This window comes from Pseudoalteromonas sp. T1lg75 (assembly GCF_002964705.1).
In the GTDB taxonomy this organism is placed as follows: Bacteria; Pseudomonadota; Gammaproteobacteria; order Enterobacterales; family Alteromonadaceae; genus Pseudoalteromonas.
Genome location: NZ_PQCD01000003.1, coordinates 137,550 through 163,489, shown reverse-complemented (window position 1 = coordinate 163,489; position 25,940 = coordinate 137,550). Strand labels below are relative to the sequence as shown.

The window sequence follows — 25,940 nt, the reverse complement described above, 5'->3', positions numbered from 1 at the left end:
AGCTAACCTGTACTAATTACCCGTGAGGCTTAACCATACAACGCCAAAATGGTGTGAGACTGTTAAGTTAGAAGTTAGAAATTAAAGACTAAAGTAGACATTTACTTATTAAGCTTTCCGAATTTACAATTTTTTCCTGACGACCATAGCGTTTTGGAACCACCTGACCCCATGCCGAACTCAGTAGTGAAACGAAACAGCGTCGATGATAGTGTGGCATTTGCCATGTGAAAGTAGAACATCGTCAGGGCCTTATTAAAGAAACCCGCTCAATGAGCGGGTTTTTTGCGTTTGGCGTTTAACGAATCCACATAAAACAGCTTATACCAAGCTATAACACTCGAATAGCCGAGCCTTATTGTTATATAAGAGGTGGTACGGTTAAGAGTGGTTTCAACTATACGTCCCTGTAGCTTGGTTACCTCGGTCGTCCATGACCTCACCTCAGTAAGCTGCGAAGCTGTGCTTCGGTCTTACTTCGCCTAATTAAAGAAACCCGTTGCAGCAATGCAGCGGGTTTTTTGCTTTCTGGCGTTTAAAACATTAAAACCCGTATCTAACCCTTCTTTGTTGCCCGTCTTGGGTCTGATTTATTGCTCCACTTAGAGTTGCACTGCAATAATTCGATGAGTATTGTCGCACCACTACCGAAAAGCCTGAGCTAAACAAGGTTGCCAGTACTTTTATGCTTATGTTACAAAGAGTTTTTGTCCGTGAGCCGTGTCTATGTATGAGCTTTATCATTGGTTTGATCTGTTAGGTGTAGCCGTTTTTGCAATTTCAGGCACTCTCTTGGCTCATAAAAAGAATATGGATGGCTTTGGAGTAATCATCTTGGCCGCTGTGACCGCTATCGGTGGTGGTACCCTGCGCGATATGATTTTAGATGTGCCGGTGTTTTGGGTGCATGATACCAGTTACTTCATCACCATTCTGATCACGGCCTTTGTTACCATTGTGTGGCTTAACTACAAGCAAAGCTTCCCTCACTATTTCTTACAAGTCGCCGATGCCCTGGGGATTGCCTTCTTTGCCATAATGGGGGCTCAAAAAGCGCTTGATGTCGGGGTGCCAGCGATGACCGCGGTGATCATGGCGGTCCTCACCGGTTGTTTTGGTGGTGTTATTCGCGACGTCTTGGCGCGAGAGGTACCTATGCTGCTCAAGGGTCCCTTATATGCCATTGCCTGTGTGGTCGGGGCCGGCTTATACATAGTCTTACTGCGCCTGGATACCAACCCGCAGTTAGCCATGTGGTTAGGCGGTATCGCTACCTTATTGGTCCGCCTTATCGCTATTCGTTGGAATCTGGGCTTATACGTTTTTCGATATCCTAGCTAGACTTAGATTAACTAGTCAGGCAAGGAGACAGGGATGTGTCTTTAGCGCAAGTATATACCCGTGAACAAATCGGCATCGAAGCCATTGAGGTCCGTGTTGAGGTCTATCTCGGCTCCGGCCTGCCCAGTTTTAATATCGTTGGTTTACCAGAAACCTCGGTAAAGGAAGCAAAAGACCGGGTGCGCAGTGCCATTGAAAATAGTCACTTTATCTTTCCCAGCCAACGCATTGTCGTTAACCTTGCACCCGCCGATCTGCCCAAAGAGGGAGGGCGTTACGATCTTGCCATCGCAGTGGGGATACTCATAGCCTCAGAGCAGCTTAAGTTTGCCAACCTAGCCGAGGTTGAGTTGCTGGCCGAGCTTGGTCTTGATGGTCAGCTGCGGCCGATCCGTGGGGTGATCCCTTCGGTGTTGGCCGCCAATAAGGCCAAACGCTTGGTGTATTTAAGTGCAGAAAATCAAGACGAGGCGGCGCTAATCGACACTGCCAAGGTCAAGTGCGCTTATTCACTACAGCAGCTCTGGCATGATCTGTCCGGCCAGCAGGAGCTGGACTTGGTGACGCCCCTTCCCATAGCGCAAAGGGCCAGACCAGCGCCCGTCGACTTCAGTGACGTTAAGGGTCAAGCCATGGCCAAGCGGGTGTTGGAGATCGCCGCCGCCGGGGGCCATAACGTCCTCTTTAGCGGTCCCCCCGGAACGGGTAAGTCCATGTTGGCACAACGGTTCGCGACAATATTGCCGCAAATGTCGACACAACAGGCCTTGGAAACCGCTGCCGTATATTCGGTCTCGGGAAAAGCCATCGACGCTAGCCAATGGCTGCAGCGGCCTTTTCGTAGCCCTCATCATACCTGCTCCGCGGTCGCCTTGGTTGGCGGTTCATCGAAGCCGAAACCCGGGGAGATATCCCTTGCTCATAACGGCGTCTTGTTTTTGGACGAGCTGCCGGAATTTGAGCGTAAGGTGATAGACAGTTTAAGAGAGCCGATGGAAACCGGTAAGGTTACTATTTCTCGTGCGGCTCAGCAGGTGGACTTTCCTGCTCGTTTTCAGCTTATTGCTGCGCTCAACCCCAGTCCCACCGGGCATTATAGCGATAAGCGCGCTACCCCAGATCAGGTAATGCGTTATCTGGCGCGTATCTCGGGCCCTTTCATCGACCGCATAGACCTGCAGATTGAGCTGCCTCGCATTTCCAGTGCCCAGTTGCTATCACCTTATGCGGAGGAAGACAGCGCCACCATTCGCTCCCGTGTCATTGTGGCCTGGCAGAGGCAACAAGAGCGCCAAGGCAAGGCCAATGCCTTGCTCTCTGTTCAGGAGCTACAGACCCATTGCGCGTTAACTTCACCTTGTCGTGATTACCTCGGTGCCGCCAGCGAGCAGTTTAAGTTATCGCCACGCTCTCATCAGCGCATTATCAAGGTTGCGAGAACCATAGCCGATCTTGCCGGCGAGCCCGAGATTTCTCAAGCCGCCATTAAAGAGGCTTTAAGTTATCGAGCCTTTGAACGCATGGTGGCGACGCTGGGGTAATAGCCGTTGCACCTATATTTACCAGCTGTTAACATTGTTGGATTAGCCTTATTGGAGTGTTCAATGAAAAAGTGGATTTTTGCGGCCGCGCTGTTACCTCAACTTTGTCTGGCAAATGCCAGCGATGCCATGACTTTTTATCTTGATCAACAATACCAAAAAGCCTTTACCTTATTTGAGCAAACCGCCGAGCTTGGCGATGGTCGCAGTCAGTTTAACCTGGCGGTACAGTATCTGCGTGGACAAGGCGTGAAGGCCGATCCAATTAAGGCCTATGGTTATTTTTCCGTTGCCATAGACAATGATTTTAAAATGGCCGAGCAAGCTAGAAAGTCGGTGGCTCGACGCTTAGATAAGTCACAGTTAGTCAAGGCAAAAACTCTCGCCGCTGATCTTATCGCTCGTTACGGTAAATCCGGTAGTCAGAGCATCAATTATGAGTTAAGTCGCACCCTGAATTATAACCCGACCCCAGATAAAACCGTCAACCCAGCAACGGCTTACCCTGACGCACTGCAAGACGATGGTGTACCGGGCTTGGCCAGCTACCTTTTTGATATAGATAAAAATGGCGTGCCGCGGGATTTAGTTTTACTGAATTCCTATCCGGCTCCCGAGTTCGGTCAAAGCATTGCCGAAAAGCTCAGCCAGACGCGCTTTGTGGCCGCCGATAGAAAATTTAACAACGGTATTATTCGCGGTGTTTTTGCCGGTGCTCAAGACAGTGAAGTGAGTAAAAAGCTTGAGGCCAGAGCGCAGCAATTATTGCAACAGGCTAAAAGAGATGACGTTAATGCTCAGGCAGAGTTGGCCACACTATTAAAGTTGTTGAATGGCCAGCCTCAGTACCATGCTATCGACGGGGGGGGACAGGCCATACCGGTCGTGGCGCCACAAATTAGCTTTAGTAGTATCACGCAACCAGAATTTACCAAGCAGGCAAAGCTTGGGACCAATAATTTTAATTTTTCCTACCTGGTTAATCTGAATGCCGAGGGCAAGGTGGCCCAGTGGCAACCATTTGAGCAGGTAAAGATCCCCAAGGTATTACGTAAAAATGCCGAAAAGTTAATGAAGCAATGGCAGCTTAGTGCTGCGGACGGGGAACTAAAAGATGAAAACTGGTACCACGTGCATTTTTCCTACAATAATCAGGATATCAATCCCGAGTATTTAAATGACCAGGTTCTCGCCTATGTGGATATTAAGCCACTGATTAACCAAGAAAAGGAAAAACAGTGGCGCTATTGGCAGCAGAAGGCCGCCATGGGCGGGCACAGCGATACACTTTTTCAACTTGGCGTGAACTGTAATCTACGTCTGCTAACCTTGGCAGCGAAGCAAGAGCACACTCGAGCACAATTACAACTGGGCAAATGCTTATTGGCTAAAGCCGATGGCGCCACGGTGCATGCGGAGCAGGCTAAGTATTGGTTAGAAAAGGCGGCGCTGCAGGGCAACCTGATTGCTAAGCGCAAGCTGGCCGGTTGGTATGTGCGTTATTCCGATAATGGCAGTGAGCTGGAAAAGGCCATCGAGTTGGCCGAGGAAGTAGCGGATGAAAATGACCACCCGCTTGCATACGCTTACTTGGCCGCGGCACACGCCAAACTGGGTAACTTTGAAGAAGCCGTTGATTATCAGCAGCAGGCATTAAGCGAAGCCAATGAACAGGCCTTTGATCAGGCGCCGTTCCAACAGTCGCTGGCGGCCTACCAGCAAGGTAATATCCTGTTTTAAAGCCTTAACTTGAAGAGAGCATATAGCCTTTGCCACGTACCGTGACAATGCGCTTTTGCTCTTTTTCATCGCCAAGTTTCTTACGCAAGCGACCAATCAGCACATCCACGGTGCGATCTGTAGGGCTCCAATCCGGTTGTCCTATTTCCTCTGAGACCTTTTCCCGCGAGGTGGCCTTACCGGCATTAGCAATTAAACAAATCAAAACCTTATGTTCCGCCTCGGTAAGGCGCAGCTCTTCATTGCCAGCGGTGATCAGGGTGCGATTATCCGGGTGCAGTTTGAAATCCGCATACTCGATATATTCGGTGCTGTCATTGGCCTGACTTGCGGCGCCATGCAGACGTTTATACACGGCGCGCATGCGCAATTCGAGTTCCAGCAAATCAACGGGCTTACAAATATAGTCATCGGCCCCTTGCGCCAGACCTGCAATGCGATCCGATTGTGAGTCTCGGCTGGAGAGCATAATCACACCCATCTCGGTGAGGGTGCTTAGCTCTCGGGCGAGGGTGAGGCCATCCTTCGCGGGTAAGACAATATCAACTATGGCTAATTCAATCGTTTGCTGGGTATCGGCCTGTGATGCTTGCGCCAACGCCAATGCTTGCGCTCCTGTGCTATCGACATGGATGCAAAACTCGGTATCGGCAAAATGATTTTCGATGCGCTTAACAAGTAGCTCATCGTCTTCAACAAGTAACACATGAACGGGCATTTGGTTTTACCTAGCGTATTATTGACCTAAATAGGTGACGGTATTCACCCCAACTTTATAGTGTAATGGCCTCACTGCCAACTATTTACGTCAAAGCCTTGAGGCCTACCGTTATTGGTGAGTCTGTGTAAATAATATTTTGGTGCAGAGTATGTGCCGTAAATTACTCCCACATCATATTGTTAACGCCGGATTTTAGCGTGTGCCAATGTCAGTTTATGGCCTACGCGAGTAGAGCCAACAGCAAGATGATATACAGGCCGCTGACCAATAGTTGAATCAGGCAAAAGCCCATGATGTCTTTGGCCTTTAAGCCGGCAATAGCCAGCACCGGGATGGCCCAAAATGGCTGGATTAAGTTAGTCCAGGCATCGCCCCAAGACACGGCCAAAGCCACCGATGATACCGGCACTTCCAGGGCCTGAGCCGCTGGTAGCAGTAAAGGGGCTTGTACCGCCCATTGGCCGCCTCCCGAAGGAACGAAAATATTGACCAGGCCGGCGCTGAGAAAGCTCCAAATCGGCAAGGTGCTGCTGTCGGAAAGGGCGATAAACAGTTCAGATATGTCTTTGGCCAAGCCGCTTTGGCTCATCAGTGCCATTAGGCCAGCATAAAATGGGAATTGAATAACAATACCGCTGCCGCTGCGCACCGCATTATTGAGCTGGGTGATCAGCGCACTGGTGTTGGGCTGTAATAACAGGGCAAAAAATAAAAACAGGGCGATAATGGTGTTTAGATTCAACCCTTGTGCGCCCGTATAAAAGCTGCTGCCCAAATAAATAAGCCCCAGTATGCCAAGCGTCGCGGTGGGCCAGCGAGCCAGCTCTAAGGCGTTGCCTGATGCGTTCTGTTCTGTCATTTCGTTATCGGGGCGCAGTTGCTGAGCATCGACATAAATGGCGTCTTGTGGCTTAGGCAGCAAGCAGTAATTAAGCAGCGGCAAAATAACGGCCAGGCCAATGACCAGTGCCAGGTTCAGTGTTGAGAACAGGGTTTGCGAGGTGTCGATCAGACCAATTTGCTGTTCGGCAAAATGCCCAGGGGTGGCTATGGTCAGTGGTATTGAGCCGGACAGGCCGCCATGCCAAATAATAAAGCCGGAATAAGCACTGGCCACCAATATTCGGTAGTCTACGCGACAAAAACGAGCCACCGCCTTTGCAAACAGGGCGCCGACAACCAGGCCAAAACCCCAGTTAAGCCAGCTGGCTAAAAGGGCGACCAAGGTGGTGACGACCACCGCCTTGCCGGGCGTGTCCAATCGTCGGGCGACAAAATTTAAACCGCGCTCAACGCTGGGCGTGGTTGCCAGCAAATAGCCACATACCAAGACCAGCAGCATCTGCATGGCAAAGGTAAAGAGGTTGCTAATGCCGCCCCCCCACATCTGCACTAGGGTTAGTGGTGAATGATCACTGCTTAGAAGAGCGAGTATAAAACTGACCAGGGTTAACAACATAACGATCAGCAGCGGGTCCGGCATGTATTTGTCGGTCAGTTTGGCTATGGGTTTGGCAATTTTGGCGAGCATATCCAGTGACTATTTATTATTAACTATTACTCTCTTAACATATATAGGGTAATGTTAAAAAGACTAAACTTTAGCATGATAGGCTAAAGTTATTGGAATTACAAAATGGCTTTTATCTTAACTGATTGAAAATTAAGTATAAAAAGTTGGCCTGGATATTGTAATTGGTTATGGTAATTAAGAATAGTAATTGACTAACGAGGCTTATATGTCAGGACAAGGTTCAGGTGGTAACGTAATCGCCGCTTTATGTAATGTATTCTTCCCAGGACTGGGGCAGTTGGTACAGGGGCGTATTCTCGCGGCCTTGTTATTTGCCATCTTCTTTTTCGGTGGTGCTGCCTTATGGTTTTTGGTCGTACCCGGCATTGTTGCTGCAATTGCGTATGTGTGGGCCATTATCGACGCCGCCAAATACCGCTCTTACGATTGAATCGGAAAAAAGCGTGCCTAGAGCACGCTTTTTTATACCAAGGTCAGCCAGAAGAAAAAGCTGATGATGCTTAGCAGGGTGCTCAATACCACAGTACTCGCCAGCACCTCGCTGCGGGTATCAAGTTGTTTCGCCACCAAGTAGGCGTTTACACCCAAAGGCGAGGCACTCAGCAAAACCACGAGCAAGACTTGTGGCTGTGGCAAAGTAAAAATTTGGCTGGCGAGCAGCCACACCAAGGCGGGTAAGAGCAACAACTTGCTCACAGAGAGCATCAGGGCCAAGTGTAGCCCGGGACGAATTTGGTAATGATGTAAGTTGGCGCCCAATACAAACAGGGCTCCGGCAATGGCGGGCTCTGCTAACAGCGCCAGGCCGCTTTCCAAGGGTTTGGGTAAGGCCAGACCGCTTAGGTTGAATAGCAGCCCCAAGCTAATGGCCATGATCACCGGATTAAACACCAGCTGGCGCACCGTGGTCAGCCAGCTTACTCGTTGCGAGCGCCCGGAAAAAGCATAGGTCAGTAAAAATAGCAGGGCGCTGTGAAAGGTTATAAGCACAAACACGGTGGCGGCAATGTCCTTGCCCAGTGCCTGAATCGCAATGGGAAGACCGATTAAAACTGTGTTGGAATAGCTGGCCCCCAGTGCCAGCACCGCTCCCTGTGCCCAGTCTCCGCAGTAGGACTTATAAAGAATCAGCATCAGGGTGAAGATCAGTACAACCGGAATATAAAAGCTCAGCATCAGCTCCAGGCTAAGCACACTGCTTAGCTGTGCCTGCGCCATATTGATAAATAAAAACACCGGAATACTGATGTAAAAGATAAAGCGGCTGATACCGGAGAGTTGCTCGCCGTTAAGAAAGCGCAGTTTGGCACAGGTAAAGCCGACTCCGGCGATAAAAATCAGTGGAAAAATAATGGCAAAGGTATCGAGCATGGTGATAGTAACTAGCGGTACATGAAGAGATTTTAACATGCTCAGGGAGTAGACCGGACAACTAATTCCCTGGGCAATAGTTAAGTATATGATCGGAGATAGCGCTGGATAAATGATGTGATAACAAGGCGGAATTTTTCTTATGTAGTTATTCTCCATAGAAAAATCCCAACACAGTGAGCATGATATTTAGCCCGCTAGAATGATTAGCTATTTAAGTTAATTGGTTAAAGCTATGCTTGTTGGTATGATGCGCGCCTTATTCGCAAGGGCCTAAATACTATGGAATATCAGCTATATTCTGATCCCCTTTGGGGCAAGCGTGTGAAGCTCAGTGACGAGCACCGTTTGGTGGCGCGCTGGTTCAACGATGAGTTATATGACAATGATGAACTGTTACAGCGTTTTCAGCAGGCGCTAAACCAGGAGTCGTCACGAAGTTCGGCGAACGGCGCTCAAGAGCTGGTGATCAACGGTAAAGAGATGCGGGTAATGATGGCTCACGGAGAGGTGCTTTTTGAAAGTCACGGTTTGCATCATGTTGAGGATGACCTTGACGCCTATGCTGCGGATGAGCTCGTGCTGGATGAGTCTGAATTAGTTGCCGCGTGTGGCATTGAAGACCTGCTCGCCCTTATGCAGGCGTGGCAGACGTTTCGCTAACATCACCATTATGGGAGCTGAGCTTGGCAATACGCTCACTCATGCCGACAATCAATTGATCTTTTATCTTTTCCCGCACCACAACCGGTAGCTTGATCAGCGCCTGGGGGTCTATGGCCAGCACCACGGTATCGATATTGGCGCGGGCATTGGTGCTGCGCTCTCTGTGGCTGATAAAGGCCCCTTCACCCACAAATTCGCCGGGATGAATATGACCCAGGTTTTTATTATCATGCTGGCGAAAGACGATTAATTCACCGCTGAGCACGATATAGAGGTACTGGTTCTGTTGCTCATGCTGTTTAAACACATATTGCCCCTGGCGTACCATATACCAATGCGAAAAGGACTCCAGCAGCATTTGCCGCTCGGCCAGCTCAAAATCGCGGAAGAAGGGCACCCTGTTAATGATTTCCATGCGTTTAAACATGGCGATGTTTTCCAGTAGTCTCATAGCCTTTTACGCCTGTTAGGACGTGGTAATATTGCGCTCTTTTAACTTACGCGTCAATGTGTTGCGTCCCCAACCAATGCGCAGCGCCGCTTCTTGCTTATGACCACCACAGCTGGCCAGGGCCGATTTGATCAGGCGCGTTTCCAACTGAGCCTGAATATCGGGCCAGACATTGTCTTTGCCTTGTTTAAATTCGTTGTTAAGCCACTGCTGGAATAGATCCAGCCAGTCGGCATCGACTTCCTGCTCGGTGTTGGCACTGAGCTCAGGCGGCAGATCTTCCGCACCTATATATTCCCCCGGCGCCATAACCGTGAGCCAGCGGCAGGTATTTTCGAGCTGTCTCACATTACCCGGCCAATGGAACAGTTTCATCTGCTCACACGCCTGTGGGCTTAGGGTTTTACTGGCCACCTTTAATTCCTGGGCGCTTTTGTTGAGGAAGTATTCGGCTAACTGCTCTATGTCTTCGGTGCGCTCGCGCAGTGGCGGCAATTTTAAACGCACCACATTTAAACGGTGGAATAAATCTTCCCGGAACTTGCCCTGTTGCGCCAGGCGCTCTAAATCCTGGTGGGTGGCGGCGATGATGCGCACATCCACCTTAATGCTCTGGTGGCCGCCAACGCGATAAAACTCACCGTCGGCCAGTACCCGCAATAAGCGGGTTTGCACGTCCAAAGGCATATCGCCGATTTCATCGAGGAACAAGGTGCCGCCATTGGCTTGCTCGAAGCGTCCCTTGCGTACGCTGTCGGCACCGGTGAAGGCACCTTTTTCATGGCCAAAGAGCTCGGACTCCACCAAATCCTTGGGGATGGCGGCCATGTTCAGGGCGATAAAGGGGTTATCCTTACGTGGGCTATGTTGGTGCAAGGCACTGGCGACCAGTTCTTTACCCGTACCAGACTCGCCGTTGATCAGTACGCTCATACTGGAGGCGCTGAGCTTACCTATGGCGCGAAAGACCTCCTGCATGGCTGGCGCCTCGCCGATAATTACCGAACGCTTTTGTTCCTTGGTGGCTTTTTTAGCTTTCTTTTGCGAGTGGGCACGTACGGCGCGATCAACCACGTTGACCGCTTCTTCCAGATCAAAGGGTTTGGCCAGGTATTCAAAGGCCCCTTTTTGAAAGGCCTGCACCGCCGAGTCCAAATCCGAATGGGCGGTCATGATGATCACCGGTAGATTGGGGTTCTCTTCGCTGATTTGCTCTAACAAGGCCATGCCGTCCATTCCGGGCATGCGTACATCCGAGAGCAGTACCGCGGGCTGAGAAAAGGTCAGGGCGGTTAATACATCCTGGGCGTTATCAAAGCTTTCCACCTGAAAACCGCTGCGCGTGAGCGCCTTTTGCAGCACAAAGCGAATCGATGCGTCGTCATCTACCAACCAAACAGATTTCATCATAGCCCTCTTAGCCGCTTACAGTGGCAAGTACAGTGTAAACTCAGTATGGCCCGGCCAGCTATCGCACTCGATAAAGCCTTGATGTTGATCGATCAAGGTTTGTGCTATCGACAGTCCCAATCCCGAGCCCCCTTCCTTATTGGTGACCATGGGATAAAACAGGGTTTCCTTTACCTCGGGCGCTATGCCTGGGCCATTATCACAAATTTTGATCTGCAGGGCTTTTTTGAGTGTCGTATCGTAGCGGCGCACATGATAGCGCACCCGGGTCGATACCTTAATTTCGCCTCCGGCACTGAGCGCCTGCATGGCATTGCGCACTATGTTAAGGAGGACCTGCTGAATTTTATCGCCGTCAACCACCACATCCGGAATGCTCGGGTCGTAGTCTTTAATTAGCGCAATATCTTTATTGTTATCCAGCACGCAGAGCTTTAATACATTCTCGAGGGTTTGGTGGATATTGGTCGCTTGCTTTTGTAAGCGTTGGTTTGGTCCCAACAACCTATCCACCAATTGTCTTAATCTATCCGCTTCGTGAATGATTAGCTGTGCACACTCATCGCGCTCCTGCTGATCAACCTCATACTGCAATAATTGCGCCGCTCCGCGAATTCCACCGAGGGGATTTTTAATTTCGTGCGCTAAATTGCGGATCAGGGTTCTGGCCGCCTGATGTTGGTGCATTTGGTTGGAAGCCTGATCGAGGCGAATTTCTTCATCCGTTTGGCGGATTTCAAGCAGTAAAAATGCTTCGCCGTGGTAATTAATTCTGCGACTGTTGAGCGCTAAGTTGGCATGGCGGGTATCGACAAACACCACGTCAGCCCTGTGCTGGTGGCAATCCACCCCTTGCTTGAGGGTGTAGTTGGCGATGCGCTCAAGTTCCACCGAGTGATAGTTAAAAAGCGAGGTGAAGGGTTGGCCTTGAATGCGCTTTAGGCCCTGCCCAAGCAGTTCGGTGCAACTGGTGTTGGCATAAACCAGGTTAAAATCTTTATCTAAAATTAATATGGCAGTATGCAGGTTTTCCCACATCTGTTGGAAAAAATCGCCGTGAAGTTTCATCTTTAGTAGTCGGTTGCACCAGCATGGTGCAACTATCTTAGCAGGTTTAAGGAGGAGTGCGCAGCTATTTCCTTGGCGCCACTCCGGTTAAGGGCCGGTGATCACCGAACGGCGATGCATAAAGAAGGTGACGGACTTGGAGCTGGCCAATACCTCGCCCTCACTATTGAGCAGCTTCAATACCAGGCTGTGCTCACCGCGATCGACGTCACGCAGGGCAAAAAGGCTGGAACTTTGTGGCTCGCCATAGGCTTGACCGTCCATAAACAGCTGGACACTGTGCCCTTGTAAAAACCTTGGTTTCACCTGCCCGCTGATATGCACCGAACCTGTGTTGTCTCGGATGGTTTCTTCCTGCGTCGGAGAGGTGATGGTGATATTAAACTTTACCGCCTCCAGTTCGTCATCGGTTTCGTCGAGAACACTGGTGTCTATGGTGGGCATGTTCATGATCGGCGCGTTCAGGGTGACTTTTTCCGCCCCTTTACGCGGGGTGTCAGAAAACACCAATACGCCGTTCTCATCCTTGTAAACGTAGATGCTTTTGCTCGGTGCGGCCCATGCTGTACTGAGAATAGATAGCAGCACGACCATGCTTAAAATATACAGCCTTGTGTTCACGTGAAATCCTATTTTATGGTTGTTATTCTTATAGTTACCAAAATAAGCCAAGTTATTGGCTAAGTGTTAACTTTAGTCCAAAGGTTGTATTTTTTCCATAAAAAAAGCCTGCAGAGCAGGCTTTGAGAACACACCTGATATAACTAAATTGTCATTATCTAGTTTATACGCTGTAGTACATTTCGAACTCAACAGGGTGAGTTGTCATGTTCAGCTTTTCAACTTCTTGTGACTTAAGCGCGATATAAGCGTCGATTAGGTCATTAGTGAATACGCCACCTTGAGTTAGGAACTCACGGTCTGCATCTAGACAAGCAAGGGCTTCGTCTAGTGAAGATGCAACAGTTGGGATTTCTGCCGCTTCTTCTGCAGGTAGGTCGTATAGATCCTTGTCCATGGCATCGCCAGGGTGGATCTTGTTCTTAATACCGTCAAGGCCAGCCATTAGCATTGCAGAGAAGGCTAGGTATGGGTTAGCCGTTGGGTCAGGGAAGCGCACTTCGATACGACGACCTTTTTCCGAAGGAACCACAGGAATACGGATAGAAGCAGAACGGTTACGTGCTGAGTAAGCAAGCATTACCGGCGCTTCGAAGCCTGGAACTAGACGCTTGTATGAGTTAGTTGAAGCGTTAGCGAAGGCGTTGATCGCTTTAGCGTGCTTGATGATACCACCGATGTAGTAAAGAGCTTCTTCAGAAAGACCGCCGTACTTGTCACCAGCGAAGATGTTTTTGCCATCTTTACCTAGTGATTGGTGACAGTGCATACCAGAACCGTTATCACCTACGATTGGCTTAGGCATGAAGGTTGCCGTTTTACCGTAAAGGTGCGCCATGTTGTGGATAACGTACTTCATTTCCTGAATTTCGTCCGCTTTCAATACCATGGTATTGAAGCGAGTAGCGATCTCGTTCTGACCTGCTGTTGCTACTTCGTGGTGGTGTGCTTCAACAACCTGACCTAGCTCTTCAAGAACTAGACACGTTGCGCTACGCCAGTCTTGTGAAGAATCAACAGGTGCAACCGGGAAGTAACCGCCTTTAACGCCTGGACGGTGACCCGTGTTACCGCCTTCGTAATCTTTATCTGAGTTCCAAGACGCTTCTTCAGCATCGATTTTGTACATAGAGCCAGACATATCGGTTTTGTACTTCACGTCGTCAAACAGGAAGAACTCAGGCTCTGGACCGAATAGTACAGTGTCAGCGATACCGGTAGAGCGCATGTACTCTTCGGCACGCTTAGCTACTGAACGTGGGTCACGCTCATAGCCTTGTAAAGTTGAAGGCTCAACTACGTCACAACGTACGATAAGTGTGGTTTCTTCTGCGAACGGGTCAAGCTTAGCGCTGTCAGCGTCAGGTAGAAGCACCATGTCAGATTCGTTAATGCCTTTCCAACCAGCGATTGAAGAGCCATCGAACATCTTACCTTCTTCGAAGAAATCTTCGTCTGCTTGGTGATGCGGGATAGAAACGTGCTGTTCTTTACCCTTGGTATCGGTAAAACGTAAATCTACGAACTTAACGTCATTTTCTTTAATAAAAGTTAAAACCGTATGAGACATGTGTCCTCCAACTAGGAATATTTTGTGTGCTGCATGTTACTGCAATTGTGCGCTAGTAAGCTTAAAGCGTGCCAACTTTTCAACCTTCTATTTATAAAGGATTTTTTATAAATATAATTTCTGGATTTAGTTTTTTTGCACCTTTTTGGTGCGCTGTTGCGTTATTTTAGTGCGTACACATTTGCACTGCCGAGGCGCGGCCGAGGCGTGCGTGTTAGTCGCCCCTTGTTTGTTAGTTAAACACCTTCGCTTTTCAAGATACATAGGTTAGCTGAAAAATACCTGCTAAGATTTTCGCTGTGGTTGATTTTTATCCACTTTAATGGCGTGTTGTGACAATTAGGTCACAGTCACAGAAAAATAATGTTGGATAAACTTTCATCTAGTGACGTTATAAGGGATAATACGCGCCCTTTTAAACCCAACGCTGGTAGCTGTTTGCCGGGCGTGGATCATCTAGGAACAATGAGGCTTGCCTCTTAAGTAGATATATGAGCATCGAAAAGTTAAGAAATATTGCGATTATCGCGCACGTTGACCATGGTAAAACGACTCTGGTTGATAAATTGCTTGAGCAATCGGGCACACTGCAAACTCGCGGTGGTAACGAAGAGCGAGTGATGGACTCCAACGACATTGAAAAAGAGCGTGGCATTACCATCCTAGCCAAAAACACGGCAATCAACTGGAAAGATTACCATATCAACATCGTGGATACTCCGGGACACGCTGACTTCGGTGGTGAAGTAGAGCGCGTACTATCGATGGCTGATTCTGTACTTCTTCTTGTCGATGCTCAAGAAGGTCCTATGCCGCAAACGCGTTTCGTAACGCAGAAAGCGTTCGCACAGGGTTTGAAGCCAATCGTTGTTATCAACAAAATCGACAAGCCGGGTGCGCGTCCTGATTGGGTAATGGACCAGGTTTTCGATCTATTCGACAACCTAGGTGCGACCGACGAACAGCTAGACTTTAAAGTGATCTACGCATCGGCTATCAATGGCTGGGCGACGCTTGATCTTGATGAGCCATCAGACAACATGGAACCCATGTTCGAAGCCATCATCAATGAAGTAGAAGCACCGGATGCGGACCCTCAAGGTGCACTGCAAATGCAGATCTCTCAGCTTGATTACAACTCTTACGTAGGTGTAATCGGTGTTGGTCGTATCAAACGCGGTACCGTGAAGGTGAACCAACAAGTAACTGTGATTGGTGCTGATGGTAAAACGCGTAACGGTAAAGTAGGTCAGGTATTGACTTACCTAGGTCTTGATCGTCACGAAGCGCAAGAAGCCACTGCGGGCGACATCATCGCTATTACCGGTCTTGGCGAGCTGAAAATCTCTGACACTATCTGTGACGTAAATAACGTTGAAGCACTTCCTCCGCTAAGCGTAGATGAGCCAACGGTAACCATGACTTTCTCTGTAAACACCTCACCGTTTGCAGGCCAAGAAGGTAAATACGTAACGTCACGTAACATTTTAGAGCGTCTAGAAGCCGAACTAGTACACAACGTAGCGCTACGCGTTGAAGAAACGGACAACCCAGATAGCTTCCGTGTATCGGGTCGTGGTGAACTACACCTAGGCGTATTGATTGAAAACATGCGTCGTGAAGGTTACGAGCTGGCGGTATCTCGCCCTGAAGTAATCCTTCGTGAAGTTGACGGTGTACTTGAAGAACCGTATGAAACGGTCACCATTGACTGTGAAGAAGAACACCAAGGTTCAATCATGGAGCAGCTTGGTCTGCGTAAAGCGGAAATGACCGACATGTCTCCAGATGGCAAAGGTCGTATCCGTATGGACTTCATGGTTCCTAGCCGTGGTCTAATCGGTTTCCAAACTGACTTCATGACGCTAACGTCGGGTTCTGGTTTGATGTACCACACCTTCGATCACTACGGTCCTCACAAAGGCGGTAAGATCGGTCAACGTAAGAACGGTGTATTGATTGCTAATGCTCAAGGTAAAGCGCTAACTAACGCGCTATTTAACCTACAAGAGCGTGGTAAGCTATTCATCGGTCACGGTGTTGAAGTATACGAAGGTATGGTTATCGGTATTCACAGCCGTGATAACGACCTAACTGTAAACGCCCTTAAAGGTAAGCAGTTAACCAACGTACGTGCCTCAGGTACCGACGAAGCGCAAACCCTAGTTCCACCTATCAAGATGACCCTTGAGCAAGCGCTTGAGTTTATCGATGATGATGAACTGGTAGAAGTAACGCCTGAAAACATCCGCATTCGTAAGCGTTTCCTAACGGAAAACGAGCGTAAGCGTGCTTCGCGTGAAGCGAAGAAAAGCTAATTAGCTCCTTGAGCTAGTTGCAAAAAAGAGCCCGCATTGATTGCGGGCTTTTTTGTGCGCTTTAAAAAGTTGCCGCGCAAAGTTCACTTAGTTCTTTGATAAGTGAATAGTCATTTGAAAATTCTTGAGTATTCATCACTATTCATGTTTTTATTCTTTAAGGAATTAGAAAGACTTGGGCTGATTATCTACACGGAGAGCAGAAATGAGTTTAGGAACGGCAATAAAAAATCTGCGTCAGCAGTATCAGTTGAGTCAGCCCGAGCTGGCGGTCAAGGTAGGCATAGAGCAAAGCTACTTGTCTAAGATTGAAAATGATAAATCGACCCCTTCTCACGATATCTTTGAGCGCTTATTAAGCGCGTTTAATCTTACCGTCGAACAGTTTATGGAACAGTTGGGAGAGGGTATAGACCGCGGGCAGCTGAACCAAATCACGCAAACCAAGCAATATCTGCAACAACAGCAAAGTGCGTTACAGCGTCGCCGGGCACAGATGCAGATTTGGGCCATTGCCTTGATTGCGTTTGGCAGTGCACTTTTCTATTGCGCCCACAATGCCCTGCTGTTCCCTGAGCGGCAAATCGTTTATGAGTCGCAAGGGGTGATAAAAGATTCTGAGCCAGATGATGTTTTTTCAAGGTGGCGCCATTTGTTAGCTGATGAGCAAGACCACGAAGAAGTGGATAAAAAGCGAAAAGAAATGTATCTGCGGGCCGATAAAACCTATAGATACAGTTTTGATATGCTAGGGGTAAAATTTGAAGAGCGGGTTGATGGTGGAAGACGGGTGTTTTTCCAAAGTACCGCGATTGAGCACCCCAGGATGATAAATGGTGTGCTGACCTTTATTGCTGTGTTTGCGTTTGTCAGCGGCGTGATGCTGGTCGTGACGCCAGCCTTAAATGGGCGCAGTAAAAAACGTTAGGCAGAGACGGCGTATTGACGCCGTCTTGTTTGCATCATGCTTAACCATCGCGGCCATCAATACGAGGTTTAAATACCACGGGCGCATAGGTGATGACATAAATCAGGTAGGCAAACCCCCAAAGGCCAGCGGAGAGCAAAATAAGTACTTGATATTGATCGCTTAAAAGCGGTGCCAATACGCGTACGCCAAGGGCGGTGAACATAGCAATAAATGCTCCTGTCATTACCGCCCCGACCTTTATCATGCGTCCAGTGTGGCCTAATGACACACGTGAGATCATTGCCAGGATCATTAAGCCAATGCCACCAACGGTGATGGCATGGTATGCCAACGAGGGTTGAGTGAGCAGGGATAATTTAACTAAGCCAAGCATGATTAAACCTGCGCATATAGCCCAATAGCTAATATGCAATGGCCAAACCAATGCGGTTGTTAAAGTGACCCAGATACGCCAACGCAGCGCACGAATAAAGTTACTCACGCCTGCAAAAATAAATAATGCGGCTTGTACTTCAGGCGGAATTGATGGCCCCATGAGGGTTAAGAAAATACATGCGATTACCGAGATAATGGCGACTTTATCCAGCCAAGCAATATTGGCTACCCGCGGTGTCTGTGTGCCGTTGGCGGTGAACATAGGGAAAACCCGCCCACCCATGATCACCATGACTAGGGTAATAGCTAGAACCATGCTATGGCTTAAGGTGACAAAACTTGTCTTGATGAGGTTAAACAAGGCCAAGTAGGTCAAAGCATTTAAGACGGCCATCAGTAACAGAACGGGAATAAAAAATAGATTGCGCCACAGCTGCGCTTTAATAATCGGTTGCGCCAAGAAAAAAGCGGTGGCCGGTAAAAAAGCTAAGTCGAGGGTGATGATTAAAGCATCGGGAGCCAAACCAGGAAAGGCGAGCAATATTCGTGCGCTGAGCCAAAGTAAGACTAAGGCGCCTAAGCGTCGCCCTTTAATACTTTCAATGCCACTCCATGTTTGCACTGCGGTGAGTAAAAAGCCGGCAATCACCGCAACGGCGAAACCGAATAGCATTTCATGAATGTGCCAAAAATAGCCGCCGCCAAACGGAGTAAATTGTATATGGCCGGTAAAGCTCAAACTCCACGCCGTAATACTCAATACACTGAATAGTGCCGCGAGCCAAAACAGCGGGCGAAACGCTAAACGGAAAAAAGCCCAGCCCCGAGCCTCTTCACTGGGTTCCGCAATTTGTCCACTGGGTAGTAACACTGCCATGATAACCTCTCTTTGTTATCTCAAAATGTAGATGGTTCGCTTACTTGCAACAATTGTTTTAGCTCCGATTGAGAGTCCGAATTCACTAAGTCGGCCAAGCTATATTGATCTAAATGAGCAAAAAATTGCTCCATTGCCTTAGATAAAATCGTTTTTAATTTGCAGGCAGGGGTAATTACGCACTGATTATCACTGCCAAAACATTCCACTAGAACGGAGTTTTGCTCATGCAGCCGCACTATCTCGCCAACATTGATTAATGATGGCTCGCGCCCTAACCGGATTCCGCCATTTTTTCCACGAGTAGCGATTAGATAGCCTTTATTACTTAGCTCTTGGACAACTTTCATAAGGTGGTTTTTGGAAATATCGTATTTCTCCGCCACCGCCTTTATCGTTACGGTCTGCCCGTCATGGAGCGCTGTGTATATAAGCACACGCAGTGAATAGTCAGTAAATCGGGTGATATTCATTAACTAGGGACCTTAGCAGCAAATTAATTATTCATAATTTTAAATATGCATTTATTTTACATCTTTAAAAAGGGAGTGTAAACTCACTCATTAAGATTCATTTGAAATGCATGTTATAGAGGAAGGTTAAGTTGGAAGATTATCTGAGTTGGCCCGTCGGCCAAATTGCAACCCATATACCCGGAGCTACAGCTATCTTGTTCGCTAACCGAGTTAACTTCTGTTGTCACGCTGAGGTCACTTTGGCCGATGCACTTAGAAAGCGCGGGGTGGAACCTCATACAGTCGCTACGCAGATTGGAGAACTGGCAAAACGAGCACAGCCAAAGGAGATTCAGCAATATACGAACAATGAGCTGATTGATTATATTTTATCCCGCTACCACCAAGTTCATCGTCAACAGCTAGACGAACTGATTCGTCTGAGTGAGCGTGTTGAAACGGTGCACCAAGATCATAGCTTGTGCCCGTTAGGCCTCGCTGCACATCTGCATGAAATGCGCTCGGAACTTGAAGCACACATGCAAAAAGAGGAGCAAATATTATTTCCTCTTCTAGCTAGCACTCCGGTAAACCCAATGGTCAGTGGGCCGATCAGTGTGATGACTGCCGAGCACCAGCAACATCTCCAAGATATAGAAAAGATTTATGTCATGACCAATGACGTTACTTTGCACCCACAAGCCTGTAATACATGGACCGCTTTATATCTTGGTTTACAGGAATTTATTAGTGATCTGAATATGCATATACATATTGAAAACAACACCTTATTCGCAAGGGTTTAAGGGAACAAGATTATGAGAGAATATAAAAAACTATGGTGGACACTGTTTGCGGTGCTCGCCATCACTTTCGCCATCCTCGGTTATTTTGGTAAAGAGGTTTATCGTGTTGCGCCACCTATTGCCGAGCAGTTTATTAGTCAGGACGGCCACACTTACACTTCTAAAGAAGCCATTTTAGATGGGCAGACCGCCTGGCAATCGGTCGGGGGGATGCAATTAGGATCAATTTGGGGGCATGGTGCCTATCAGGCGCCTGATTGGACAGCCGATTGGTTGCATCGTGAACTCACACAGTGGCTGGATCTAGCCGCCCAAGACACGCATGGAGTGAGTTTTGACGAACTGTCAGAAGAGCTGCAGCAGCCTTTACTTTGGGCTCTCAAAAAAGAGTACAGAACCAACACCTACGATCCAACTTCGGGTACGGTAACCCTATCTGTTCGACGCTTGGCTGCCATTGAGAAAACGGCGGCTTATTACGATGCGCTATTCGGAGGTGATCCGCAATTAAAGCAAACGCGTGAACATTATGCGATGAAAGAAATTACCCTACCCAATGCCGAACGTCGCAAAAAACTAACAGAATTCTTCTTCTGGACGGCCTGGGCGGCAGCCACTGAGCGCCCGGATGGTTCGGCCACTTACACTAACAACTGGCCTCATGAACCCCTGATCGATAATAAACCAACAGCAGAAAACGTTATGTGGTCAATTGTCAGCGTCGTTTTGCTGATCGCTGGCATAGGTGCGCTCGTGTGGGCGTGGTCCTTTTTGCATAAAGATGATGAGGCACCAACGCCGCCTAAGCAGGATCCCATCACTTCATTTTCGTTAACGCCATCGCAAAAAGCCTTGGGTAAATATCTATTCTTAGTGGTTGCGCTATTTACTTTTCAGGTTTTGCTGGGCGGCTTCACGGCACACTATACAGTCGAAGGACAAAGCTTTTATGGTATAGAGACATCGCAATGGTTTCCTTATAGCTTAGTGCGTACTTGGCATATTCAATCCGCGCTGTTTTGGATAGCTACAGGGTTTTTGGCCGCAGGCTTATTCTTGGCTCCGATTATCAATGGTGGACGTGACCCCAAATACCAAAAGCTGGGTGTAGACATTTTATTCTGGGCCTTAGTGGTCGTGGTTGTTGGCTCATTTGTTGGCAACTATCTGGCTATCGCACAAATCATGCCTGCGCATTTAAACTTCTGGCTCGGTCATCAGGGCTATGAATTCGTTGATCTAGGACGTGTATGGCAGATAGGTAAATTTACTGGCGTAGCATTTTGGCTAGTGCTGATGTTGAGAGCGATTCTGCCTGTTTTTAAGCAGGAAGGTGATAAAAACCTTTTGGCTTTGTTCAGTGCCTCGGTTGTAGCCATTGGTTTATTTTATGCCGCAGGATTCTTCTACGGTGAGCGTACCCATATCTCGGTGATGGAGTATTGGCGCTGGTGGATTGTCCATCTTTGGGTTGAGGGGTTCTTTGAGGTATTTGCTACCGCAGCATTAGCCTTTATCTTCCATAGTATGGGTCTGGTTTCTAAGCGTTCAGCGACCATTGCCTCTTTGGCTTCCGCGTCACTCTTCCTATTAGGTGGCGTGCCTGGAACATTCCATCACTTGTACTTCTCAGGTACAACCACACCGGTTATGGCGGTTGGCGCGACCTTTAGTGCGTTGGAAGTTGTGCCACTTATTGTCCTTGGCCATGAAGCTTGGGAGCATTACAAGCTTAAAGAGCGCAGCCTTTGGATGGCAAAATTAAAATGGCCTTTGATGTTTTTTGTCGCCGTCGCATTTTGGAATATGTTGGGAGCGGGCGTATTGGGCTTCTCCATCAATCCACCCATTTCCTTGTACTATGTACAGGGCTTAAACACCACGGCAACGCATGCTCATGCGGCGCTATTTGGCGTGTATGGTTTCCTTGCTCTGGGCTTTACCTTGTTGGTGTTACGCTACATTCGCCCCACTATGCAATTTGATGACAAACTCATGAAAACGCATTTTGGTGGATGAATATCGGTCTGGCCCTGATGCTGTTTACCAGCTTACTGCCTGTGGGCTTAATTCAATTTTACGCCAGCGCATCCAAGGGCTTGTGGTATGCCCGTTCAGAGGCTTTATTGCAAAGCGATGTATTAGTGGCATTGCGTTGGATCCGCACCATTGGCGATGTGGTATTCATTATTGGTGCTTTTGCGGTGACGTGGCAGGTTGTGAAAGGGGTGTTCGGTATTGATAAGGATGTATCGCTGCCTGTCACTACAGGAGTGACATCACCGGTGCTAGCCGGGACCGAGCAGGGAGCAATTGATAATGATTCATGCTGTGGCGGCTGCACTCAAGCTAATGAGGGAGCTAAGTAGCCATAACAAGTAAAAAGGAGTCGTGCGACTCCTTTTTACCATGATGATTAACCCTGATTCATCTGTTCGATAAAGCGGTTGGAGTCGGCAATCGACTTGTTCATGTCGTCGATAAGCACCTTGATATCGCGCTGCAGGTTAGCAAACTCACCTTTAATGGCGGCAATGGCCTGGGCATTAAGGTTGTGCTTAAGGTAGAGCACATTGTCTTGCAGTGACTCAAGCACCGGCTCCATTTTCGCTTCGCTGGCACGCATTGAGCGCAGCAGTTGGGCAAACTGGCGCTGCGTGGCGCGCAGTTTTTTCGCACTTTCACGCTTTAATGAGGCGCTTTTGTATTCCTCCAGCTCATCGGCCCACTCGTCAAATAGGGCTTCGGCCACATCTTCGACCTTATCGATATTGGAGCTAACCTCTTCGGCGGCGGCCAGGCTTGACTCGTAGTCGTCGTTGAGTTGCTCGTAGGCGTCTTGCAGATCACCGCCATCAAAGTTGATTAGGGTGCTTAAGCGCTCAAGGGCGGATTGAAACTCTTCCTGAGACTCTTCTTGCGACTCTTTGGTTTCTTCCACTCGGTCGACAAGAATATCGCGCTTATGTACGCCTACGGATTCCATGGCCGAATAGTAAGCGGATTGGCAGGCGCTAAGGGAAAGAAAAGCCGTCGCTAGGGCTATTTTTTTGAGCATTTGAGTGTCCTGTCTCTAAACTTGATACTGTAAATTATGTGGCTGATTGCTATGATAAGCAAAAGATTTTCTTATCTGGGTTAGTAATGAAGTGGGATAGTGAAAAAATAAGAACAACCCTGGCCATCTGGGTGAAAGCCCAGCCGCGCTGGTGGCGTTACTTTTTTACCCGGTGTGGTGAAGATCAGATCGCCGTTAATGCCGGCTACCTCGCCTATGTCACTTTATTATCCCTGGTGCCTTTAATCGCGGTGGGTGTGGCTATTTTTTCGGCCTTCCCCGGTTTTGAAGATACCCGCATTGCCATTGAGAAGTTTCTATTCACCAACTTATTGCCGACGTCATCCGATGTGATCAAAGAGCATATCGGCGCCTTTACCGGCAATGCCAATAAGATGACCGCGGTGGGCGTCAGTTTTTTAGCCGTGGTGGCGCTGTTTTTGATCCGTAATATCGATGCCACCCTCAATCGTATCTGGCGCATTAAGAAAAAGCGCCCGGCGATGATTTCTTTCGCCATCTATTGGATGGTGCTCAGCCTAGGGCCCGTAATGCTTGGTCTAAGCATAGGCGCGACCTCTTATATTGTGTCTCTGGTGACCTTTGCCGATGAAGGGATCCCCGGGTTTAGTGGCTTTGTGATTAAGTCACTGCCTTATGTGATCTCCACCGCGGGCTTTATAATGCTCTATACTCTAGTACCTAACACCCGCGTTCCCTTTAGGGCAGCGATCCCAGGCGCTATTTTTGCGGCCTTGTTATTTGAGCTGACCAAGAAAGGTTTTGCACTGTACATTAGCCATTTTCCCTCGTACGAGCTGATCTACGGCGCCTTGGCCACCGTGCCTATCTTGTTTGTCTGGGTTTATCTGTCGTGGATTGTGGTCTTGCTGGGCGCGGAATTTACCGTATGTATTAGTGTGAGCCGACCACCCATCAACGATATCGTTGCCGAGGAGGTTGCCGCTCGCAAGGAGTGAGCATGGCGCTAAGCTATCCCGTTGGGGCGCCGCGGCAGGTTTATCACCTCGCCGTCGCCCATGGGCACCAACTCGAGATCGAAGAGCACGGCAATCGCAACGGTTTTCCGCTGATTGTCTGCCATGATGGCCCGGGCGCCGGCCTTAATCGCGCTCTCTGTGCCTATTTTAACCCCAACCATTATCGTCTCTTCCTCTACAGCCAACGAGGCTGTGGTCATTCCACTCCACACAGTTGTGAACATAACAATCTTGACCTATTGGTTGCGGATTTAGAGCAGATCCGCGACCATTTTGGCCTGAGTCGCTGGAGCCTGTGTGGCGAGGGATTTGGTGCCTTGCTGGCGCTTTGCTACGCCCTTGCTTATCCTCGGCAGGTGTCCTCCCTACTTTTGTGGGCAAGCTATTTAGCCGCCACCGAAGATCACGCCTGGAGCCTAGGCCCATACGGAGCGGCGGCACAATTTTACCCACAGCAGTATCGGTTGTTTAATCCTGAGCAACTCGATCCGGAAGAACTGGTAAAGGACTATCACCAACGTCTTTTTGATGTCAACGAGTTGACCCAGATAGAAGCGGCTAATGCTTGGTGCACCTGGCAGCAGCAACTGGGCCGGCAAACTATAGAGCATGATCATCATTTGCAGCTGGCGAAATTACAGCTGCATTACCTGTTACATAGGTTTTTCTTCGCGGATGAGCGCCTGCAGAAGCAGCTTGCTGGCCTCAACAGGCTACCCGTTTACATGGTCCATGGGCGCTATGATTTGCGCTGCTCCTTTGCCCGCGTACAAGCCCTGGCTACTGTGCTACAGGCCCAATTGCAGATTGTTGCCGAGCTTGGTCGTCCTCCTGAAAATGAGGTATATTGCCAGGCTCTATGTCGGGCGACCGACCACATGTATCTGCAGTTAAAGAGGTCTCGGTGCAAGGATTAATTCAGCGTGTAAGTAACGCCAAGGTGGAAGTTGAAGGCAGTATTGTTGGGGAAATAGATCAGGGCATTTTGTTGTTGCTCGGGGTGGAAAAAGCCGACGGCGAAGAGCAGGCGGATAAGCTACTGCATAAGGTGAGCAACTACCGGATTTTCACCGACGAGCAGGGCAAGATGAACCTCAGTCTTAAGGACATTGGCGGCCAGCTGTTGGTGGTGTCGCAATTTACCCTGGCGGCGGATACTAAAAAGGGCATGCGCCCGAGTTTTTCCAGTGCCGCAACCCCGGATCAGGCTACCCATTTGTATGAATACTTTGTCGCTAAGGCGCAAGCGCAAGGGATCCGCGTCGCCACCGGGCAGTTTGCCGCCGACATGCAGGTGAGTTTAACCAATGACGGTCCGGTTACCTTTAACCTAACGGTTTAACCTAGCTGTTTAGAGACTGATAAAGCACACATGATTGGCGTAGTCGGGCACGGACAGAATCTGCACGCCCTTGCCAAAGGTGGCGTTAAGAAGGCGCTGCAAATGATGTAATTGACTGGGATGGTGCGCCAAAAAGTTAATAAAAACATGTCCGTGTGGCACCAAGGCCTCGCGCAGCAGCTCATAAAATTGCCGCTGATATAAAAACAGCGGCGCATCTAGCTCACTAAACAAATCCAAGATGAGCCAATCAAAACGGCCGCAGCGGTTCAGTGCCTGCTCGGCATCCAGGCAGCAAAGGTTGCCGACTTTTCCGCCACTAAAAAAGCGTTTGTAGCAGTGGATCACCTGAGCATTGTGCTCCACCGAGACCAGCTCGGCTTCGGGATAGTTGTATAGCAGGTAATTGCGAATGGCGCCGCCACCAAGGCCCAGCTCCAGCACCCGCCCAGGTCTTTTTAGTGTTTGCCAATATTGCGCCATAATATGCAAGTGAGGCAGCAGTAATCTGTGTGGCTGATTGGCGGCAATGACGGATTGCAGGGTGTGATTAAGCAACAGCCAGCGAAATTCTTGCTGTTGTCTAACCTCGATACGAGTGCCACCTTGTCGATACCAATAAAGTAAATGTCCCAGTTGGGCGCAATTGGTAATAAAGTGCTTTGATGCCTCGTCGTTGTGTATAAGTGTGGCGTTCATTAGCTCAGCATAGACCCATCCTCTGGCTGTGCATAATCTTTTAC

The 25,940-nt window shown here is 48.8% G+C and carries 25 protein-coding genes and 1 rRNA gene; 14 read left to right on the top strand and 12 right to left on the bottom strand.

The window, feature by feature from the left end:
• Positions 1 to 135 precede the first annotated feature (135 nt).
• The 4 genes from rrf (at position 136) to C2M36_RS00725 (ending at position 4,622) form a co-directional block, all read left to right on the top strand.
• Positions 136 to 250: ribosomal RNA gene (gene rrf / locus C2M36_RS00740) — 5S ribosomal RNA — on the top strand.
• Between the two features lie 476 nt (positions 251 to 726).
• Positions 727 to 1,341, top strand: a complete 615-nt coding sequence (locus C2M36_RS00735; protein ID WP_105253297.1) for a trimeric intracellular cation channel family protein — start codon at positions 727 to 729, stop codon at positions 1,339 to 1,341.
• Between the two features lie 35 nt (positions 1,342 to 1,376).
• Positions 1,377 to 2,882: a YifB family Mg chelatase-like AAA ATPase gene (locus C2M36_RS00730; RefSeq protein WP_105253296.1), complete on the top strand. Its 1,506-nt coding sequence runs from the start codon at positions 1,377 to 1,379 to the stop codon at positions 2,880 to 2,882.
• Positions 2,883 to 2,945: 63 nt separating this feature from the next.
• Positions 2,946 to 4,622 (top strand): SEL1-like repeat protein, encoded by a 1,677-nt coding sequence (locus C2M36_RS00725; RefSeq protein WP_105253295.1) that lies wholly within the window; start codon positions 2,946 to 2,948, stop codon positions 4,620 to 4,622.
• A gap of 4 nt (positions 4,623 to 4,626) precedes the next feature.
• Here the strand turns inward: C2M36_RS00725 and C2M36_RS00720 are convergent, their stop codons facing one another.
• Both C2M36_RS00720 and C2M36_RS00715 read right to left on the bottom strand, forming a co-directional pair.
• Positions 4,627 to 5,340: a response regulator transcription factor gene (locus tag C2M36_RS00720; RefSeq protein WP_105253294.1), complete on the bottom strand. Its 714-nt coding sequence runs from the start codon at positions 5,338 to 5,340 to the stop codon at positions 4,627 to 4,629.
• A gap of 223 nt (positions 5,341 to 5,563) precedes the next feature.
• A complete protein-coding gene (locus C2M36_RS00715) occupies positions 5,564 to 6,874 on the bottom strand; it encodes a short-chain fatty acid transporter (protein ID WP_105253293.1) in 1,311 nt (436 codons plus the stop codon).
• A gap of 208 nt (positions 6,875 to 7,082) precedes the next feature.
• Between C2M36_RS00715 and C2M36_RS00710 the strand changes: the two genes are divergently transcribed.
• Positions 7,083 to 7,307 (top strand): hypothetical protein, encoded by a 225-nt coding sequence (locus tag C2M36_RS00710; RefSeq protein ID WP_105253292.1) that lies wholly within the window; start codon positions 7,083 to 7,085, stop codon positions 7,305 to 7,307.
• A gap of 32 nt (positions 7,308 to 7,339) precedes the next feature.
• Here C2M36_RS00710 and C2M36_RS00705 read toward each other — a convergent pair whose 3' ends face one another.
• Positions 7,340 to 8,287: an AEC family transporter gene (locus tag C2M36_RS00705; RefSeq protein ID WP_234399057.1), complete on the bottom strand. Its 948-nt coding sequence runs from the start codon at positions 8,285 to 8,287 to the stop codon at positions 7,340 to 7,342.
• Positions 8,288 to 8,530: 243 nt separating this feature from the next.
• Between C2M36_RS00705 and C2M36_RS00700 the strand changes: the two genes are divergently transcribed.
• Positions 8,531 to 8,911 (top strand): YacL family protein, encoded by a 381-nt coding sequence (locus tag C2M36_RS00700; protein ID WP_105253291.1) that lies wholly within the window; start codon positions 8,531 to 8,533, stop codon positions 8,909 to 8,911.
• On the opposite strand, the gene C2M36_RS00695 is transcribed toward C2M36_RS00700, so the two are convergent.
• From C2M36_RS00695 to glnA, 5 genes are all read right to left on the bottom strand, one after another.
• The gene (locus C2M36_RS00695; RefSeq protein WP_105253290.1) at positions 8,883 to 9,365 is read right to left on the bottom strand and encodes a cyclic nucleotide-binding domain-containing protein; all 483 of its coding nucleotides are present in this window, start codon (positions 9,363 to 9,365) and stop codon (positions 8,883 to 8,885) included. The two genes, C2M36_RS00700 and C2M36_RS00695, sit on opposite strands and share 29 nt — an antisense overlap.
• Before the next feature lie 15 nt (positions 9,366 to 9,380).
• On the bottom strand, positions 9,381 to 10,772 hold the full coding sequence (gene ntrC, locus C2M36_RS00690) for a nitrogen regulation protein NR(I) (RefSeq protein ID WP_105253289.1): 1,392 nt from the start codon (positions 10,770 to 10,772) through the stop codon (positions 9,381 to 9,383).
• Positions 10,773 to 10,790: 18 nt separating this feature from the next.
• Positions 10,791 to 11,843, bottom strand: a complete 1,053-nt coding sequence (gene glnL, locus C2M36_RS00685) for a nitrogen regulation protein NR(II) (protein ID WP_105253288.1) — start codon at positions 11,841 to 11,843, stop codon at positions 10,791 to 10,793.
• An 87-nt stretch (positions 11,844 to 11,930) separates the two neighbouring features.
• Positions 11,931 to 12,464, bottom strand: coding sequence for a DUF4124 domain-containing protein (locus tag C2M36_RS00680; protein WP_234399056.1), 534 nt, complete (start codon positions 12,462 to 12,464; stop codon positions 11,931 to 11,933).
• Between the two features lie 163 nt (positions 12,465 to 12,627).
• Complete coding sequence (glnA, locus tag C2M36_RS00675; protein WP_105253286.1) at positions 12,628 to 14,034, bottom strand: glutamate--ammonia ligase; 1,407 nt, start codon at positions 14,032 to 14,034, stop codon at positions 12,628 to 12,630.
• 491 nt (positions 14,035 to 14,525) lie between these two features.
• On the opposite strand from glnA, the gene typA reads away from it, so the two are divergent.
• Both typA and C2M36_RS00665 read left to right on the top strand, forming a co-directional pair.
• Positions 14,526 to 16,352, top strand: a complete 1,827-nt coding sequence (gene typA, locus C2M36_RS00670; protein ID WP_105253285.1) for a translational GTPase TypA — start codon at positions 14,526 to 14,528, stop codon at positions 16,350 to 16,352.
• A gap of 205 nt (positions 16,353 to 16,557) precedes the next feature.
• A complete protein-coding gene (locus C2M36_RS00665) occupies positions 16,558 to 17,280 on the top strand; it encodes a helix-turn-helix domain-containing protein (RefSeq protein ID WP_105253284.1) in 723 nt (240 codons plus the stop codon).
• A 40-nt stretch (positions 17,281 to 17,320) separates the two neighbouring features.
• Here C2M36_RS00665 and C2M36_RS00660 read toward each other — a convergent pair whose 3' ends face one another.
• On the bottom strand, positions 17,321 to 18,535 hold the full coding sequence (locus C2M36_RS00660; RefSeq protein WP_105253283.1) for an NnrS family protein: 1,215 nt from the start codon (positions 18,533 to 18,535) through the stop codon (positions 17,321 to 17,323).
• 20 nt (positions 18,536 to 18,555) lie between these two features.
• Positions 18,556 to 19,008 (bottom strand): Rrf2 family transcriptional regulator, encoded by a 453-nt coding sequence (locus tag C2M36_RS00655; protein WP_105188591.1) that lies wholly within the window; start codon positions 19,006 to 19,008, stop codon positions 18,556 to 18,558.
• 131 nt (positions 19,009 to 19,139) lie between these two features.
• Here C2M36_RS00655 and C2M36_RS00650 point away from each other — a divergent pair, with 131 nt between their 5' ends.
• The 3 genes from C2M36_RS00650 to C2M36_RS16930 are packed head-to-tail and all read left to right on the top strand — an operon-like array spanning position 19,140 to position 22,165.
• Entirely contained in the window at positions 19,140 to 19,796 is a 657-nt protein-coding gene (locus tag C2M36_RS00650; protein ID WP_105253282.1) for a DUF542 domain-containing protein, read from the top strand.
• 12 nt (positions 19,797 to 19,808) lie between these two features.
• The gene (locus C2M36_RS00645; protein ID WP_234399054.1) at positions 19,809 to 21,815 is read left to right on the top strand and encodes a nitric-oxide reductase large subunit; all 2,007 of its coding nucleotides are present in this window, start codon (positions 19,809 to 19,811) and stop codon (positions 21,813 to 21,815) included.
• Positions 21,812 to 22,165 (top strand): hypothetical protein, encoded by a 354-nt coding sequence (locus C2M36_RS16930; RefSeq protein ID WP_234399053.1) that lies wholly within the window; start codon positions 21,812 to 21,814, stop codon positions 22,163 to 22,165. Before C2M36_RS00645 ends, C2M36_RS16930 begins: the two co-directional genes overlap by 4 nt.
• 47 nt (positions 22,166 to 22,212) lie before the next feature.
• On the opposite strand, the gene C2M36_RS00640 is transcribed toward C2M36_RS16930, so the two are convergent.
• Positions 22,213 to 22,854 (bottom strand): DUF2959 domain-containing protein, encoded by a 642-nt coding sequence (locus C2M36_RS00640; protein ID WP_105253281.1) that lies wholly within the window; start codon positions 22,852 to 22,854, stop codon positions 22,213 to 22,215.
• Positions 22,855 to 22,940: 86 nt separating this feature from the next.
• Between C2M36_RS00640 and C2M36_RS00635 the strand changes: the two genes are divergently transcribed.
• From C2M36_RS00635 to dtd, 3 genes are read left to right on the top strand one after another with little or no spacing between them, the layout of a single operon-like run.
• Positions 22,941 to 23,834: a virulence factor BrkB family protein gene (locus tag C2M36_RS00635; protein WP_105253280.1), complete on the top strand. Its 894-nt coding sequence runs from the start codon at positions 22,941 to 22,943 to the stop codon at positions 23,832 to 23,834.
• A 2-nt stretch (positions 23,835 to 23,836) separates the two neighbouring features.
• The gene (locus tag C2M36_RS00630; protein WP_105253279.1) at positions 23,837 to 24,772 is read left to right on the top strand and encodes an alpha/beta fold hydrolase; all 936 of its coding nucleotides are present in this window, start codon (positions 23,837 to 23,839) and stop codon (positions 24,770 to 24,772) included.
• Positions 24,760 to 25,197, top strand: coding sequence for a D-aminoacyl-tRNA deacylase (dtd, locus tag C2M36_RS00625; protein WP_105253278.1), 438 nt, complete (start codon positions 24,760 to 24,762; stop codon positions 25,195 to 25,197). The genes C2M36_RS00630 and dtd overlap by 13 nt, the downstream gene beginning before the upstream one ends.
• 9 nt (positions 25,198 to 25,206) lie before the next feature.
• Here the strand turns inward: dtd and C2M36_RS00620 are convergent, their stop codons facing one another.
• Positions 25,207 to 25,896 carry a spermidine synthase gene (locus tag C2M36_RS00620; RefSeq protein WP_105253277.1) on the bottom strand — a complete coding sequence of 230 codons (690 nt, stop codon included), beginning with the start codon at positions 25,894 to 25,896 and terminating at the stop codon, positions 25,207 to 25,209.
• Positions 25,897 to 25,940: the final 44 nt, after the last annotated feature.

Excerpts from the sequence above, each read along its gene's own strand:
- glnA (WP_105253286.1), bottom strand. The coding sequence starts at position 14,034 with ATGTCTCATACGGTTTTAACTTTTATTAAAGAAAATGACGTTAAGTTC.
- C2M36_RS00735 (WP_105253297.1), top strand. The coding sequence starts at position 727 with ATGTATGAGCTTTATCATTGGTTTGATCTGTTAGGTGTAGCCGTTTTT.
- C2M36_RS16930 (WP_234399053.1), top strand. The coding sequence starts at position 21,812 with ATGAATATCGGTCTGGCCCTGATGCTGTTTACCAGCTTACTGCCTGTG.
- ntrC (WP_105253289.1), bottom strand. The coding sequence starts at position 10,772 with ATGAAATCTGTTTGGTTGGTAGATGACGACGCATCGATTCGCTTTGTG.
- C2M36_RS00725 (WP_105253295.1), top strand. The coding sequence starts at position 2,946 with ATGAAAAAGTGGATTTTTGCGGCCGCGCTGTTACCTCAACTTTGTCTG.
- C2M36_RS00660 (WP_105253283.1), bottom strand. The coding sequence starts at position 18,535 with ATGGCAGTGTTACTACCCAGTGGACAAATTGCGGAACCCAGTGAAGAG.
- typA (WP_105253285.1), top strand. The coding sequence starts at position 14,526 with ATGAGCATCGAAAAGTTAAGAAATATTGCGATTATCGCGCACGTTGAC.
- glnL (WP_105253288.1), bottom strand. The coding sequence starts at position 11,843 with ATGAAACTTCACGGCGATTTTTTCCAACAGATGTGGGAAAACCTGCAT.
- C2M36_RS00715 (WP_105253293.1), bottom strand. The coding sequence starts at position 6,874 with ATGCTCGCCAAAATTGCCAAACCCATAGCCAAACTGACCGACAAATAC.
- C2M36_RS00635 (WP_105253280.1), top strand. The coding sequence starts at position 22,941 with ATGAAGTGGGATAGTGAAAAAATAAGAACAACCCTGGCCATCTGGGTG.
- C2M36_RS00720 (WP_105253294.1), bottom strand. The coding sequence starts at position 5,340 with ATGCCCGTTCATGTGTTACTTGTTGAAGACGATGAGCTACTTGTTAAG.
- C2M36_RS00655 (WP_105188591.1), bottom strand. The coding sequence starts at position 19,008 with ATGAATATCACCCGATTTACTGACTATTCACTGCGTGTGCTTATATAC.
- C2M36_RS00620 (WP_105253277.1), bottom strand. The coding sequence starts at position 25,896 with ATGAACGCCACACTTATACACAACGACGAGGCATCAAAGCACTTTATT.
- C2M36_RS00665 (WP_105253284.1), top strand. The coding sequence starts at position 16,558 with ATGAGTTTAGGAACGGCAATAAAAAATCTGCGTCAGCAGTATCAGTTG.
- C2M36_RS00630 (WP_105253279.1), top strand. The coding sequence starts at position 23,837 with ATGGCGCTAAGCTATCCCGTTGGGGCGCCGCGGCAGGTTTATCACCTC.
- C2M36_RS00710 (WP_105253292.1), top strand. The coding sequence starts at position 7,083 with ATGTCAGGACAAGGTTCAGGTGGTAACGTAATCGCCGCTTTATGTAAT.
- C2M36_RS00700 (WP_105253291.1), top strand. The coding sequence starts at position 8,531 with ATGGAATATCAGCTATATTCTGATCCCCTTTGGGGCAAGCGTGTGAAG.
- C2M36_RS00695 (WP_105253290.1), bottom strand. The coding sequence starts at position 9,365 with ATGAGACTACTGGAAAACATCGCCATGTTTAAACGCATGGAAATCATT.
- C2M36_RS00705 (WP_234399057.1), bottom strand. The coding sequence starts at position 8,287 with ATGTTAAAATCTCTTCATGTACCGCTAGTTACTATCACCATGCTCGAT.
- C2M36_RS00640 (WP_105253281.1), bottom strand. The coding sequence starts at position 22,854 with ATGCTCAAAAAAATAGCCCTAGCGACGGCTTTTCTTTCCCTTAGCGCC.
- C2M36_RS00645 (WP_234399054.1), top strand. The coding sequence starts at position 19,809 with ATGAGAGAATATAAAAAACTATGGTGGACACTGTTTGCGGTGCTCGCC.